Annotated in this window: 13 protein-coding genes; 7 read left to right on the top strand and 6 right to left on the bottom strand. The window is 32.2% G+C overall.

Features of this window, described 5'->3' with window-relative positions; all coding sequences use genetic code 11:
• Window positions 1-81: 81 nt before the first annotated feature.
• The 4 genes from HNV08_RS09620 to HNV08_RS09635 are packed head-to-tail and all read left to right on the top strand — an operon-like array spanning window position 82 to window position 3,056.
• Window positions 82-636, top strand: coding sequence for an RNA polymerase sigma factor (locus HNV08_RS09620; RefSeq protein WP_173281106.1), 555 nt, complete (start codon window positions 82-84; stop codon window positions 634-636).
• Window positions 637-643: 7 nt separating this feature from the next.
• Complete coding sequence (locus tag HNV08_RS09625) at window positions 644-1,207, top strand: hypothetical protein (protein WP_173281107.1); 564 nt, start codon at window positions 644-646, stop codon at window positions 1,205-1,207.
• On the top strand, window positions 1,185-2,273 hold the full coding sequence (locus tag HNV08_RS09630; RefSeq protein WP_173281108.1) for a hypothetical protein: 1,089 nt from the start codon (window positions 1,185-1,187) through the stop codon (window positions 2,271-2,273). Before HNV08_RS09625 ends, HNV08_RS09630 begins: the two co-directional genes overlap by 23 nt.
• A 57-nt stretch (window positions 2,274-2,330) precedes the next feature.
• Window positions 2,331-3,056 carry a head GIN domain-containing protein gene (locus HNV08_RS09635; RefSeq protein WP_173281109.1) on the top strand — a complete coding sequence of 242 codons (726 nt, stop codon included), beginning with the start codon at window positions 2,331-2,333 and terminating at the stop codon, window positions 3,054-3,056.
• A gap of 90 nt (window positions 3,057-3,146) precedes the next feature.
• Here the strand turns inward: HNV08_RS09635 and HNV08_RS09640 are convergent, their stop codons facing one another.
• Complete coding sequence (locus HNV08_RS09640; RefSeq protein WP_317170229.1) at window positions 3,147-4,706, bottom strand: polyamine aminopropyltransferase; 1,560 nt, start codon at window positions 4,704-4,706, stop codon at window positions 3,147-3,149.
• A 7-nt stretch (window positions 4,707-4,713) separates the two neighbouring features.
• On the opposite strand from HNV08_RS09640, the gene HNV08_RS09645 reads away from it, so the two are divergent.
• The 3 genes from HNV08_RS09645 to HNV08_RS09655 all read left to right on the top strand — a co-directional run bounded on the left by HNV08_RS09645 (window position 4,714) and on the right by HNV08_RS09655 (window position 7,057).
• Window positions 4,714-5,274 (top strand): hypothetical protein, encoded by a 561-nt coding sequence (locus HNV08_RS09645; RefSeq protein ID WP_173281111.1) that lies wholly within the window; start codon window positions 4,714-4,716, stop codon window positions 5,272-5,274.
• Window positions 5,237-6,418, top strand: coding sequence for a glutathionylspermidine synthase family protein (locus HNV08_RS09650; protein ID WP_173281112.1), 1,182 nt, complete (start codon window positions 5,237-5,239; stop codon window positions 6,416-6,418). Before HNV08_RS09645 ends, HNV08_RS09650 begins: the two co-directional genes overlap by 38 nt.
• Window positions 6,419-6,508: 90 nt before the next feature.
• Complete coding sequence (locus tag HNV08_RS09655) at window positions 6,509-7,057, top strand: NUMOD4 domain-containing protein (protein ID WP_173281113.1); 549 nt, start codon at window positions 6,509-6,511, stop codon at window positions 7,055-7,057.
• Here the strand turns inward: HNV08_RS09655 and speD are convergent, their stop codons facing one another.
• From speD to HNV08_RS09680, 5 genes are all read right to left on the bottom strand, one after another.
• Complete coding sequence (gene speD, locus HNV08_RS09660) at window positions 7,058-7,435, bottom strand: adenosylmethionine decarboxylase (protein WP_173281114.1); 378 nt, start codon at window positions 7,433-7,435, stop codon at window positions 7,058-7,060.
• 20 nt (window positions 7,436-7,455) lie between these two features.
• Window positions 7,456-7,998: a hypothetical protein gene (locus tag HNV08_RS09665; protein WP_173281115.1), complete on the bottom strand. Its 543-nt coding sequence runs from the start codon at window positions 7,996-7,998 to the stop codon at window positions 7,456-7,458.
• A 314-nt stretch (window positions 7,999-8,312) separates the two neighbouring features.
• Window positions 8,313-9,665 carry an MFS transporter gene (locus HNV08_RS09670; RefSeq protein ID WP_173281116.1) on the bottom strand — a complete coding sequence of 451 codons (1,353 nt, stop codon included), beginning with the start codon at window positions 9,663-9,665 and terminating at the stop codon, window positions 8,313-8,315.
• A gap of 67 nt (window positions 9,666-9,732) precedes the next feature.
• A complete protein-coding gene (locus HNV08_RS09675; RefSeq protein ID WP_173281117.1) occupies window positions 9,733-10,560 on the bottom strand; it encodes a M48 family metallopeptidase in 828 nt (275 codons plus the stop codon).
• An 86-nt stretch (window positions 10,561-10,646) separates the two neighbouring features.
• Entirely contained in the window at window positions 10,647-13,064 is a 2,418-nt protein-coding gene (locus HNV08_RS09680; protein ID WP_173281118.1) for a glycoside hydrolase family 31 protein, read from the bottom strand.
• Window positions 13,065-13,126: the final 62 nt, after the last annotated feature.

The raw sequence follows: 13,126 nt of genomic DNA on the forward strand, positions 1-13,126 counted from the left end.
TTTTAAGATTTATTTAAAAAAAAATATTAAAACTGTAACACTTCAAAAAAGACGTCATCTATTAGTAAAAGCAATTGTTTTTTGACATCAACCAATCAAAATATCGAACAGTTATTAATCCTTTGTCAATCTGGTAACCAACGTGCACAGTTGGAAATTTACAACAGATACAACAAAGCGATGTATAACACAGCCATAAGAATAGTAAAAGATTCTTACAAAGCTGAGGACATTATGCAAGAGTCGTTTTTAACCGCTTTTACAAAACTAAAGTCCTTAGAAGACACCAACATGTTTGGTGCATGGCTAAAACGTATTGTAATAAACAATAGTATTGGCTATTACAATAAAAAAGTAAAACAAAATGAAGTGCCATTAGACACTGTAATTTATAAAGTAGACGATAACGACGGCATTGTTGAACCTAACCAGAACAATGAGAAAGTAAAACAAATCCTAGACGTTATGAAAACTTTAAAGCCCAATTACAGCTTAGGATTAACACTTCATTTAATAGAAGGTTACGATTACGAAGAAATCTGCGAGATAATGAATATCTCTTATGCCAATTGCAGAACTTTAATATCGAGAGCAAAAGAAAGTTTAAGAAAAAAATTAGTGCTAAAAGCATCTTAGTTTAATTATGAAAAACGATAATTTAGATAGTTTATTTGATGATTTAAAGGGTCAATTTGATATTGAAACACCTCAAAACAATCATCAACAACGGTTTTTAGATAAATTAAAATCTAACGATATAGCTTCAACAGAAGTTAAAAAATCCTCTGGTTTTAACTGGAAACCTTTTCTAGCAATCGCAGCTTCCATAATTATATGTTTAGGTCTTTTTACAACGTTACAGAATCAACCTGAAGATTTAGATTTAGCAAGTGTATCACCAGAAATGTCTGAAACACAAGATTTCTTTACAGTTACGATTGAAAACGAATTAAAAAAACTAAACAAAGAACGCTCTCCATTAACTGAGCAGATTATTAGTGATGCTTTAGCGCAAATTCAACTTTTAGAGAACGATTATCAAAACTTAAAAACAGATTTAACCGAAAGCGGAAAAAACCAACGTGTGATACATGCGATGATTTCTAACTTTCAAAACCGAATAGATATTTTAAATACTGTCTTAGAACAGATTGAAGTTATTAAAGAACTTAAAACAAATACAAATGAACCTAAAAATACATTATAAAATAGCCTTTTTACTTTTACTCATACCAAGTATTGTATTAGCAAACACTGGAGAAGACCTCAAGAAATCTTCAAAAGAACGCAGCATAAAAAAGACCTTTAACGTCTCATCTAACGCCACATTAAAAGTAGATAACAGCTTTGGTAGTGTCGATGTCATTACATGGGAAGAAAATCGTATTGATTTTGATATTCTAATCAAAGTTACAGGCAATAATGCCGAAAAGGTAGAAGAAAAACTAGAAGGCATTAATATTGAATTTTCTTCTAGTAACGACATAGTCTCAGCCATAACTCATATTAGTAAAAACAAAAGTAGTTGGTGGAATTGGGGAAAAAACATGAGCCTACAAATTGAGGTTAACTACGTGATAAAAATGCCTATTTCCGGGAATGTAGACTTATCGCAAGATTACGGATCTATTAACTTAGATCGTTTAAATGGTGTTGCAAACATTAGCTGCGATTACGGAAAAATAACAACTAAAGAACTCATGGCAGACAACAATAATATTCGTTTTGATTATAGCTCTAATTGCTATTTTGAATATATAAAAAGCGGAAAAATCACAGCAGATTACAGTGGTTTTACTGTAGCCAAGACAAAAGATTTATTCGTTAAAGCAGATTATACAAAATCTATTATTGAAGCTGCCGAATACGTAGAATACGATTGCGATTATGGCTCTTTAAAAGTAGATAACGTTAATAATTTTAGTGGTAAAGGCGACTACTTAACCTTAAGATTAGGTAATGTGTATAAATCCGTTGAGCTCAATGCAAATTACGGTTCCGTAAAAATTGACAGAATGGCCTCGAAAGCAAATCGTATTGATATCACTGCAGAATTTACAGGCATTACTATTGGACACGACGCTAACTATAATTTTAATTTTGATATCGATCTTGAGTTTGCTTCCTTAAGAGAATCTGACGGCTTTAATTTTACAAATAAAGAGATCGATCATACCGAAAAAAAATACAAAGGTTACTATGGCTCTAAGAATTCTGGGAATTTTGTAAAAATAAACTCTGAATACGGCAGTGTAACCTTTAAGAAGGACTAAACTCCATCAGTAGCACAAGATTACATCAATACAAAATCAATTAAAAAACGAACAATTATGAAATTATTAAAATCAATTACCATCCTCACGATTCTTTGCTCTACATCTCTTATGCAAGCACAATGGGGAAAATGGAAAAAAATTAAAGGTAGCGGAAACATCACCACAGAAACATTTTCTACAGCATCGTATGACGGCATAAAAACCGCAGGTGCTATGGATTTTAATTTGATACCAGGTAAAGAAGGACAAATTACTGTCAAAGCAGATGACAACTTAATGTCATACATTGTTGTAGAAGTTAAAAATGAAACTTTATCCGTACGTGTAAAAGATGGATATAATCTTAAGCCAAGCAGTACTATATCTGTTACTATTCCTTTCACTTCAATAAACGCGGTTTCTCTTGCAGGTTCAGGAAACGTAAAAAACTCAGGTACTATTGAGAGTGACGACATTAATATATCTTTAGCAGGTTCTGGAGATATTGAATTAAATATAGATACCAATGAAACCGAAAGTCATATTGCGGGTTCTGGTGATATTAAATTAGAAGGAAGCACAACAGAATTAACTCTAAAAGTTACAGGTTCTGGAAATTTTGAAGGCGATGATCTCAACAGTACTAATGTAACTGCCAAAGTTACAGGATCAGGAGGTGCTGATGTGGTTTGTAATGGCGAATTAATAGTGAGAATTACAGGCTCTGGCAATGTACATTACTCTGGCAAGCCTACACAAAAAGACACTAAAATCACAGGTTCAGGCAGTATAAACAACTAAACGAAAACACGTTTAACTACAAAATGGGATAAACCTTTGTTTATCCCATTTTTATTTTCGCCATTTTTATAAGCAATAAAATAATTTATATCACTTGGTACCCGTTTGAAAATCTGCTTTCCATTTCCCCCAATCATCCAAGAAATAATTTAAAATAATAGGATTATCTAAGGTATTTAATTTAGTGTCGGCAATCTTAATATCTTTTGGAAATACAAAGGTTTGCTCAACTTGGTTGGGATTTAAAAATTTTAAATCTTTTGGCAGTGTGTTTGCATTAATATTATTTGTAAGACCACTATTTTTAGCAATAATAAATCCCCAATCTCCAAAGGAAGGAATATAAGTATGATAAGGCTTTACTGTTTCAAAAACAGATTTTAGAGTATTGTTAATACAACTAAAAACAGTATTCGAAAAATATATTTCTCCTGCCTGAGTGACAAAAACACCATCCCTTTTTAAATTTCGTTTCACCATTAAGAAAAACTGTTTACTGTATAACCTCGCAATTGCTTGATTCGTTGGATCTGGCAAATCCGCAATAATAATATCGTATTGCTCATTATTATTAAACAAAAAGGTAAAAGCATCTTCAGCAATAAGATTTACTTTATCATTAGTTGCTGCATGGTTATTAATTTCTTTTAAATATTGGTTTTCTTTTGCCAATTGAAACATGGTACTATCAATATCTACAACATCGATTTGTCTAACTTTATGATTTTTTAGCACTTCTCTACTCGCTAAATTTTCACCACCACCTAAAATTAAAACACGCTTAGGGCTTGTGTGCATTGCCAATGGTACATGCACTAATGATTCGTGATAACGATATTCATCAGAAGACGAAAATTGAATAACTCTATTTAAATACAAACGCACATCATCACTATTCTTAGTCATTACAATTTTTTGGTAAGGGGTTTGCTCGTTTAAAACAATAGGCCTTTTATAAATCTTTTGATCCCAAACTTCTAAAAATCGGCCGCCAAAAATCACAAGAACAACTAACACTGAAATAACTAGAAATCCGTAAATACTGTTTCTTTTTTTGTCTTTTAATAAAGTATAATTCAACACAATACCTAAAAGGATATTAACAATTCCAAAAATTAACGACGAATAATATAAGCCAACAAACGGTAAAATTATAAACGGAAAAATTAGTGTTGCAATCAAACCTCCAATGTAGTCTAATGACAAAATATTAGATAAATTGTTTTTTATATTACTATCCTCTAACGCAAATGTTAATAATGGCACTTCCATACCAGTTAGTAAACCAATAATAAAGATAATCGCCAAACAGCTTATTTGTAAAACTGTAGGAGAAACATAAACAAACAACATGTAAAGCAACGGCACCGAAATACCACCAATAAATCCAAGTAAATATTCTACATTAATGAAAAAAATGAGTGGTTTGTTTTTTAGAAATTTAGTGAAAAAAGCGCCTATTCCCATTGAAAACAAATAAACACCAATGATTATTGAGAATTGTCTCACGCCATCGCCAAGAAAATAAGTTGCTGTTGTACTTATCAGTAATTCATAAATAATAGAACATAATCCTGCAATAAAAACAGCAAAAGGAATAATGGCTTTTTTTTTCATAAAAATTTGACTATGTTTGGTGTATAATAACACCTCAAAGATGAAGAAAAATTTTATAACAGGTCTTGCTTTAACTAAAAAAATAACTTTAATCGCAGCCGTGTCTGCTGCCCTAGCTTTTCAAAGTTGTGGAGAAGAAGATGGAAGCCCAAGAATTAAAGATGCACAAGAAGAAACGATTTACGAATCTACTAAAGGTGTAATTACAGAAGTTGAAGAAATAGAGCCAGGCGAAGATTATAAAATTATCGATGAGCGTATTATCGATGATAAAGAAAAATCTATTGCAATAGTGCACACTTTAGAAGGCACAGTAGATACTTTATCTTTAAGAAAACTAAAAGATGACGAATCTTCTTCTTACCGTCACTCAGGATTAAGAAGTATATTATATTACTCGTTAGCTGCGTCTTATTTTAATAGAAACATGGGTAATGTTTCGCCTAAACAAAGCAACTATAAAAACGCTTCGGCTTACAATAAGTCTACAGGTTTAAAAAATGATTTAAAGAGTTCGGCTACATCACGTCGTGTGAGTGTACCTGGTTCATCATCTAAAGGCTATGGCAGTGGAAAGTCGTTTAGATCGTTTGGAGGATAGTCGTTTTAAGGAAATTAAACGTCTTAAAAAGAAACACGTCCCAAATCGTTTACATTGGTTTTTAGGAGAAGATTATTTTTCTGAAGAATTATTAGGTATTTATCGCTCTGAAGTAGAACAATTACGTCGTATTTCTGATGAAGCTTTCTATTTATTTCAGCGTGCTACAGATAAAATTATTGCCGATAATAAATTAGGAGATCTTAATATTCCTTTATCATTTCAAAACAGTATTATTCATAGCTGGAAAAACAAGTCTAAGCATCCTTTTCTTTACGGTCGTTTTGATATTAATGGTGGATTAAAATCTGATTACGGCAGAATTATAGAATTCAATGCTGATACCTGCAGTACCATTCCAGAAACACTTTTATGGCAACCACTACAGTTGGCAGAATTAAAAGGCAACCCACAAAATTTTAATACACTAAGTGAGGATATTAAAATGACGCTTACTAATTTAAAAGCGACATTAACAAAATCCAGCCCAACTTTTTTGGGAACTTCTTTTGGTTATGTTGAAGATGTAGAGAACGTTAATTGCATAATTGATATCGCTTACCAAGCAGGTTTCAAGCCATTATATTCAAATCTTGAGAATGTAATTTTTTCAGATGAAGGTGTATTTTATGAAATCGGTGGAGAGTTTGAAGAAATCGATGTACTTTTTAAAATGGTCCCTTGGGATTGGATGTTTAATGACGAGCCAGAATTAGCCCAAACACTTTCTGAGCTCATAATAAATGATAAGGTTGTTGTTTTAAATCCACCATATACAGCCATTTGGCAGAATAAAAAATTCCTTGCTTATATTACTCAAAATTTCCCGAATAATATTTTAGCAGAAACCTATCTTCAACAAGAGGCACGATTAGGTGAGTATGTTAAAAAGCCGGTTTACGGAAGATTAGGCGAAAATATTGCTATAGAAACGGCAACAAAAGCAAGACTAGAATCTAAAGGTGACTACGGAAAACAAGATATGGTTTTTCAGAAATATTATCCTTTAAATCAAGACCTAGAAAAGTATTATTACCAAATTGGTATGTTTTATACTACAAAAGCTTCAGCGATCAACTTAAGAGCGCAAGACTCTCCAATTATTACGGATGATTGTGAATTTATGTCACACTTTATTATTTAAAAGCGTACACCTTTCTAAGGGCCAAATCCCACCTCATTTCTCAAATAATATATAAAATGTATCCTTGCAAAAAGTTACTAAAAACACGCTATGATACGTTATTATTGGAATGAAGAGTGGAAAACAATAAAATTTGACGATAATATTGCTGACAATGAGTTGTTTAAAATCTCTAACTACGGTCGTATAATAAATTGCAAAACACCAGAAGACACCTTAGTAAAAAAATACTACATTAATGGTTATCAAAATTTACCTGTAAAACAGAAAAAGAACGGAAAACAAACTAGTAGATATGTTCATAAACTTGTTGCAGAACATTTTTTAGACAAAAATGATGGTGAATTTGTGATACATCTTAATTACGATAAAACGGACAATCATGTAAAAAACTTAAAATGGGCAACTAAACGAGAAAAAGAAATCCATCAGTTTAGTAATCCTAAATTTAAAAACATTGTTAGAAAAAAACCTTCTAATACAAAACTTACCGAAACCAAAGTAAAGCTTATAAAAAGAAAAATAAACGATCCTAATCGTAGAACTAGAATGAAAATGATTGCCAAACAATTTGGTATATCTACAATGCAGCTTTATAGAATAAAATCTGGAGAAAATTGGAAATCTGTAACGGAATAATTAAAGTACCTTAGGTGTACTATTTCCTATTGCTTCACCTCTTTCAATTTGCTTAATTATTACATTATTTGAACTAAATGATTCCATAAGTAAATTCTGAATTATTTCGGCATTGAAAGGCTGACAAGAAAATATATCAATGGCAGCAAATTGATGTTCTGGCCATGTATGAATACTCACATGACTCTCTTCTAATAAAATAAAACCTGTGACACCAACAGGTTCGAATTGTTTAAAAGATTCATTTACTTTAGAGAGTTGAAGCTCTTTAACTATAGCATTTAAAACCTTTTGAACTTTAGGAATAAAAGATAAAGATTCTGCGTTGCAATTATAGACATCCCAAGTGATGTGCGTACCAAGCGAAGTTTTTAACATAAATAGATTGTAGCTACAAATTACTCTTCACCAGAGTATGAACTCATCATTAGAGCCATAAATTCTTGCGCATCGTATGCTTTTACCAAACTGGTGTAAGATTCGTCAGAATCTACCTCAACCATTTCTGGCAATGCTTCTCTAGGTCCATAATCCCATGTTACTTCATTTATAACATCACTAATAACATCATAGTTCCCTTCTATTGGAATCCCTAAAAATGTAACCTCTTTTCTTGTAAGATTTGCAGCATAACTATCTTGATACATTTCTGGTCCATAATATTCATCTGTTAATAAATACTCAGATAATGACGGATTAATCATATACACAGACTCTGTAAAATTAAATTTAATTATACTATCATTCTCTAATGTTAACTGATGTTCACCTTTGCCCATCTCTACCCAAACCACTTCTTTTGGTGGTACAACTACACGTAACGTGTCTACCACAACTTCAACAGAAAAATCTGTAGGATTATCTATAGCCAAATCTACATTATCACTACAAGAAGTCAATAATAAGGTTAATAACACGGAAAGTAAAAGTAGTTTTTTCATGAGTAAAAATTTAGTTACACGCAATATAAGAATAATTGATAATTATTTAGTTTGATTACATTGTAATTTTAAAAATTACAATTTCAAGTTAATACAAAACGGGTTATTTCATCATTAAATTTAATTTCGACTTCACGCTACTTTTCAAAAAAATAATGCTTCTTTACGTATATAGATCAAAAATAAATGTCATCAAATTGTAGTCAATATATTTAACTGAATCTACCGTTGAAATATTCACAATGAAATCCAGATAAAAAAACCTTATCGTTTACAAATTCTACTGGATGTGAATTTGTAACAAACCTTGAATATTAGACTTTACTTTCTTGTTTTACTTTTGGCACTCTAAACAATAGCGCAATACCTGCTAAAAAGAATATCACTAACAACAAAATGGCATTTCTCATACTACCTGTTACTTGATCTATCGTTGCAAAGATGCCCATTCCTATTACAATGCCTATTTTTTCCGCGACATCATAAAAACTAAAATAAGATGTTGTGTCTTCTGTTTTTGGTAAAAATTTAGAGTACGTAGACCTCGCTAAAGATTGAACGCCTCCCATAACCAAACCTACTAAACCTGCTGCGATATAAAATTGTAAAGGGGTTACCATAAAATAAGCGTACAGACAAAGTGCCATCCAAAAGAAGTTTATAACAATGAGCGTTTTAATATTTCCAAATTTGGATGACGCACGAGACGTAAAATACGCTCCTAAAATAGCAACTAACTGAATTATTAATATGCTCACAATTAGTCCTAATGTTTTTGCATCTGAATCTCCCCAAGCAATTTCCTCTTCTCCAAAATAGACCGCGACCAACATAATTGTTTGTACCGCCATACTAAAGACAAAAAAGGCTACTAAATATCGCTTTAATCGTAAGTTTTGCTTTAACTGTATCCAAACCTGTTTTAATTCTCGTAAACCATTGAATACAACATCTTTTGTTACTTTATGTCCATTAGAAACTCCGACTGGCAAAATATAAAATGTGTATTGACTAAATAGCAACCACCACAAACCAACCATTATAAAACTATACCTCATACCTACCTGAGCCGCAGTTTCTATAATCTCTCCGTTTTCGCCAATATTATCTGATATAAAAAATACATCTGGATACATAACCATAATAAGGTTGATGACTAATAAAATAACACTACCAACATAACCCATACTAAATCCTTTTGCACTAACACTATCTTGTTGTTCTGGAAATGCAATATCTGGCAAATAAGAATTATAAAAAACGAGACTTCCCCAATAACCTATTAATCCCATAAAATAAAACAACATACTCAAGTGAATGCTATCTAAACTAAACCAAAAAAGACCAATACAACCTGCACTGCCTACATAGCAAAAGAACTTCATAAAATTCTTTTTGTTACCTACATAATCGGCAATACCCGAAAGAATTGGAGAGGTAATTGCAACAATTAAGAACGTAAAGGCCGTAACATATGTAATTAAGGCTGTACTTTTAAAAACCATACCAAAAGCATTTACCGTTTTTTCGGTTTGACCTAAAAACAGAGCTGAATAGAATATAGGAAATATTGAAGACGCAATGGTTAAAGTATACACGGAATTGGCCCAATCATAAAATGCCCATGCATTGAGAAGTTTTTTACTACCTTTTTGAAGTTTATCCATATCTAATTTAATAAAAAAAGCTGCTCAATATGAGCAGCTTCTAAAGTAATCAAATATTATTAATTTTTTAATTTATTGGTCTAAATGATGTCGTACCAAATTTAGCCGCTTCAGCTTTTGCCGTTGGCGCTAAATCTTGTAAATTTTTAATTCTTGTATCATTACTTGGATGTGTACTTAAAAATTCTGGTGGTGCTTCACCTCCACTATTCGCTTTCATACGTTTCCATAATTCTGCAGCTTCATCTGGATTATAGCCTGCAATTGCCATAATTATTAATCCAACTTTATCTGCTTCAGTTTCGTGACTTCTACTAAATGGTAATATACCTGCTACATTTGAAACAACGCCAAAAGACTGATTAAAAATCCCTAAAGCTTGTTGGTCATTCGCCAATGCAACGTTACCTGCAACAGCTAATCCTTGTTGTAAATAAGAGGCACTCATTCGTTGTTGTCCATGATTTGCTAAAGCATGTACCACTTCATGTCCCATAATTGCTGCAATACCTGTTTCATTGGCAGCAATTGGTAAAATCCCAGTGTAAAATGCTATTTTACCACCTGGCATACACCATGCGTTTACTTGATCATCTTGAATTAAGGTATATTCCCATTGGTAATCATCTAAATACCCATGATTTCCATTAGCGACTAACCAACGCTCTGCCGCAGCTGCTATGCGTTGTCCAACTCTAGTAATCATTTCTGCATCTGAGGTTCCTGTAATTACTTTACTCTCCGATTTTACTTGGTTGTATTGCGCAAAAGCTGAAGGAAATAATTGATCGTTACTTACAAACGCTAATGTCTTTTTACCAGTAAAAGGGTTCGTTGCACACGCGTATACTATTCCAAAAATTAATACAACTAAAAGTACTTTACTATGTTTCATATTCAATAGTTTATTTTGTTTTACTAAAATACAAAAAAATCAATTTTAATTTTTAGACACATCTTTTGCGCAACAGTCACTTTAAATTAAGATTTAGTCTTAGCTCCTAGTATATGTAATTCAGAAAAATTCTTATCTATTACAATTGAGGTAATACCATTTACTTTTAAACTTTCAAGTTTAATCTTTTCATTATCCAATTGTATTTCTACAACATCAAATGGCAAGCCATGAAATTGAATTTTAAAAGTTTCATATGGTGTTACAAATTTACCTTCCTTATATTGGTTTATTATAAGCTCGTTTGCTTTACCTGTTAAGGTAAAGTTTCTTAAACTATAACGGCCTTTTGTATAATCAAATCCATCATTAGCATCACTAAAAAGTTCGCTATTTTCTTTTCCTAACTTATAATACACATCTAAGGTTATTTCAGTTATTTCTTTTTCACCAACGTATTGCTGTACTGGGAATTTTGGTAAAATAGCACCTTCTTTGACAAAAATTGGCATACTATCGATATCTGCATCAACCCACATCTCTTTACCTCCTTTTACAATATCATCATTCCAGAAATTGTACCATTTACCATGTGGAATATACATTCTTCTTCCTTTGGCATTTGGCTCTAATATTGGGCATGCTAAGATTTGCTCTCCAAAGACAAACTCATCTGTTCTGTAGTGCGTCTGTACATCTTCTTGGTCGTATAATACTAAAGACTTTAATAATGGTGTTCCGTTTTGAACATAATTCCAAAATGCAGTATATAAATATGGTAGTAATTCATAACGAATTTCTATGAATTTTCTAACAATTCCTGTTACATCTTCATCAAATGCCCAAGGCTCTTGATCGCCATGATCACCAGAAGAATGCACTCTAAAAAAGGGATGAAAAATTCCTAATTGAATCCAACGTGTAAAAAGCTCACCTTGTGGTTGCTCTGCAAATCCTCCTATATCACTACCTGCAAAAGAGAAACCAGACATAGCCATACGTTGTGCTTGTATATTTGCTATCCACAAATGTTCCCAAGTAGCGACATTATCACCTGTCCATGTTGACGTGTAGCGCTGCGTACCCGAATATGCTGAACGTGTTATTACAAATGGGCGTTTTGGATATGAATATTTCTTTAAACCTTGATACGTGGCTCTTGCCATTTGCATACCATAGATATTATGTGCTTTTCTATGACTACATGGATTACCATCATAATCATGTCTTACATCATCAGGAAACGTTTTGTTAGGTACCTCCATTACAGCAGGTTCATTCATGTCATTCCAAACACCTTTTACACCTATTTCTTCTATTAATTCTTGAAACAAGCCAGACCACCAATCTCTAACTTCAGGATTTGTATAATCAGGGAAATAACATTCTCCTGGCCATACTTTTCCTTTCATATAATCACCATCTGCACGTTTACAGAAATAATCTTTCTCTAATGCTTCTTTAAATACAGAATAGTCTTTATCTATTTTTATTCCTGGATCAATAATGGCTACCGTTTTAAAGCCGTCATCCATTAATTCTTTTACCATACGTTTTGGATCTGGAAAATATTCTTTATTCCAGGTAAAACATCGAAATCCATCCATATAATCAATATCTAAATAGATGGCATCACACGGTATTTGTAGTTTTCTAAAGGTTGACGTTATTTCTTTTACTTTACTCTCTGGATAATAACTCCATTTACATTGATGAAATCCTAATGCCCAAAGTGGTGGCAAATGATGTGGTTTTCCTGTTAAATCGGTATAACTTTCAACAACATCGTTCATTTTAGGACCATAAAAGAAATAATAGTTCATCTCACCTCCTTGCGCCCAAAAACTTGTTACATTTCTGCGCTCTTGAGCAAAATCAAAAGATGCCATAAAGGTATTATCAAAGAAAATTCCGTAGGCTTTACCATGATGTAATCCGGTATAAAACGGAATTGCTTTATATATTGGGTCTGTTTCTCTTCCATAAGCATAAGAATCTGTTACCCAATTGCTATAGCGTTTTCCCTTTAAGTTTAAATGATTTGGCTTATCTCCTAATCCATAATAGCTTTCACCATCATTAGAGGTCTTACTCATCTTAACTATGTTACCACCATATTGGTAGCTTTCTTCCCAGTGAAAACCACCTTCGTCTTGGTTAATAAGAACGCCATCTATTGCATCATAGATAGACACTTTCATATCATTTTTTGCAATTTCACATCGCAACTTAGACGTCGTAATCTCAAAAAATGTTTCGTGTTCTTCTATTTCTAACTTATTGTAACCAATACTAGCGTATTTGGTAATGGCATAAGAAAAATCGTTATCAAAGTTTCCTACCGTAGTATATCTAAAACGCAATAAACTATCTCTAACCACAGTGAGCTCTAATATAACATCATTCGCTGCTGTAAAATATAGTTTATCTACATCTTTTTTAAACTCAATTATATTCAGAGGAAATAAATTCCCTTTATTTTCTAATTCCGTATTTACAATCATAGGTCGTTTTTATCATAAAAATCTAATACAAAAAAAAGGAAAAAAACCAACAATCAAAAGGG

The organism is Winogradskyella eckloniae (assembly GCF_013249045.1).
In the GTDB taxonomy this organism is placed as follows: domain Bacteria; phylum Bacteroidota; class Bacteroidia; order Flavobacteriales; family Flavobacteriaceae; genus Winogradskyella; species Winogradskyella eckloniae.

Excerpts from the sequence above, each read along its gene's own strand:
- HNV08_RS09625 (WP_173281107.1), top strand. The coding sequence starts at position 644 with ATGAAAAACGATAATTTAGATAGTTTATTTGATGATTTAAAGGGTCAA.
- HNV08_RS09630 (WP_173281108.1), top strand. The coding sequence starts at position 1,185 with ATGAACCTAAAAATACATTATAAAATAGCCTTTTTACTTTTACTCATA.
- HNV08_RS09635 (WP_173281109.1), top strand. The coding sequence starts at position 2,331 with ATGAAATTATTAAAATCAATTACCATCCTCACGATTCTTTGCTCTACA.
- HNV08_RS09645 (WP_173281111.1), top strand. The coding sequence starts at position 4,714 with ATGAAGAAAAATTTTATAACAGGTCTTGCTTTAACTAAAAAAATAACT.
- HNV08_RS09650 (WP_173281112.1), top strand. The coding sequence starts at position 5,237 with ATGGCAGTGGAAAGTCGTTTAGATCGTTTGGAGGATAGTCGTTTTAAG.
- HNV08_RS09655 (WP_173281113.1), top strand. The coding sequence starts at position 6,509 with ATGATACGTTATTATTGGAATGAAGAGTGGAAAACAATAAAATTTGAC.
- speD (WP_173281114.1), bottom strand. The coding sequence starts at position 7,435 with ATGTTAAAAACTTCGCTTGGTACGCACATCACTTGGGATGTCTATAAT.
- HNV08_RS09665 (WP_173281115.1), bottom strand. The coding sequence starts at position 7,998 with ATGAAAAAACTACTTTTACTTTCCGTGTTATTAACCTTATTATTGACT.
- HNV08_RS09670 (WP_173281116.1), bottom strand. The coding sequence starts at position 9,665 with ATGGATAAACTTCAAAAAGGTAGTAAAAAACTTCTCAATGCATGGGCA.
- HNV08_RS09675 (WP_173281117.1), bottom strand. The coding sequence starts at position 10,560 with ATGAAACATAGTAAAGTACTTTTAGTTGTATTAATTTTTGGAATAGTA.
- HNV08_RS09680 (WP_173281118.1), bottom strand. The coding sequence starts at position 13,064 with ATGATTGTAAATACGGAATTAGAAAATAAAGGGAATTTATTTCCTCTG.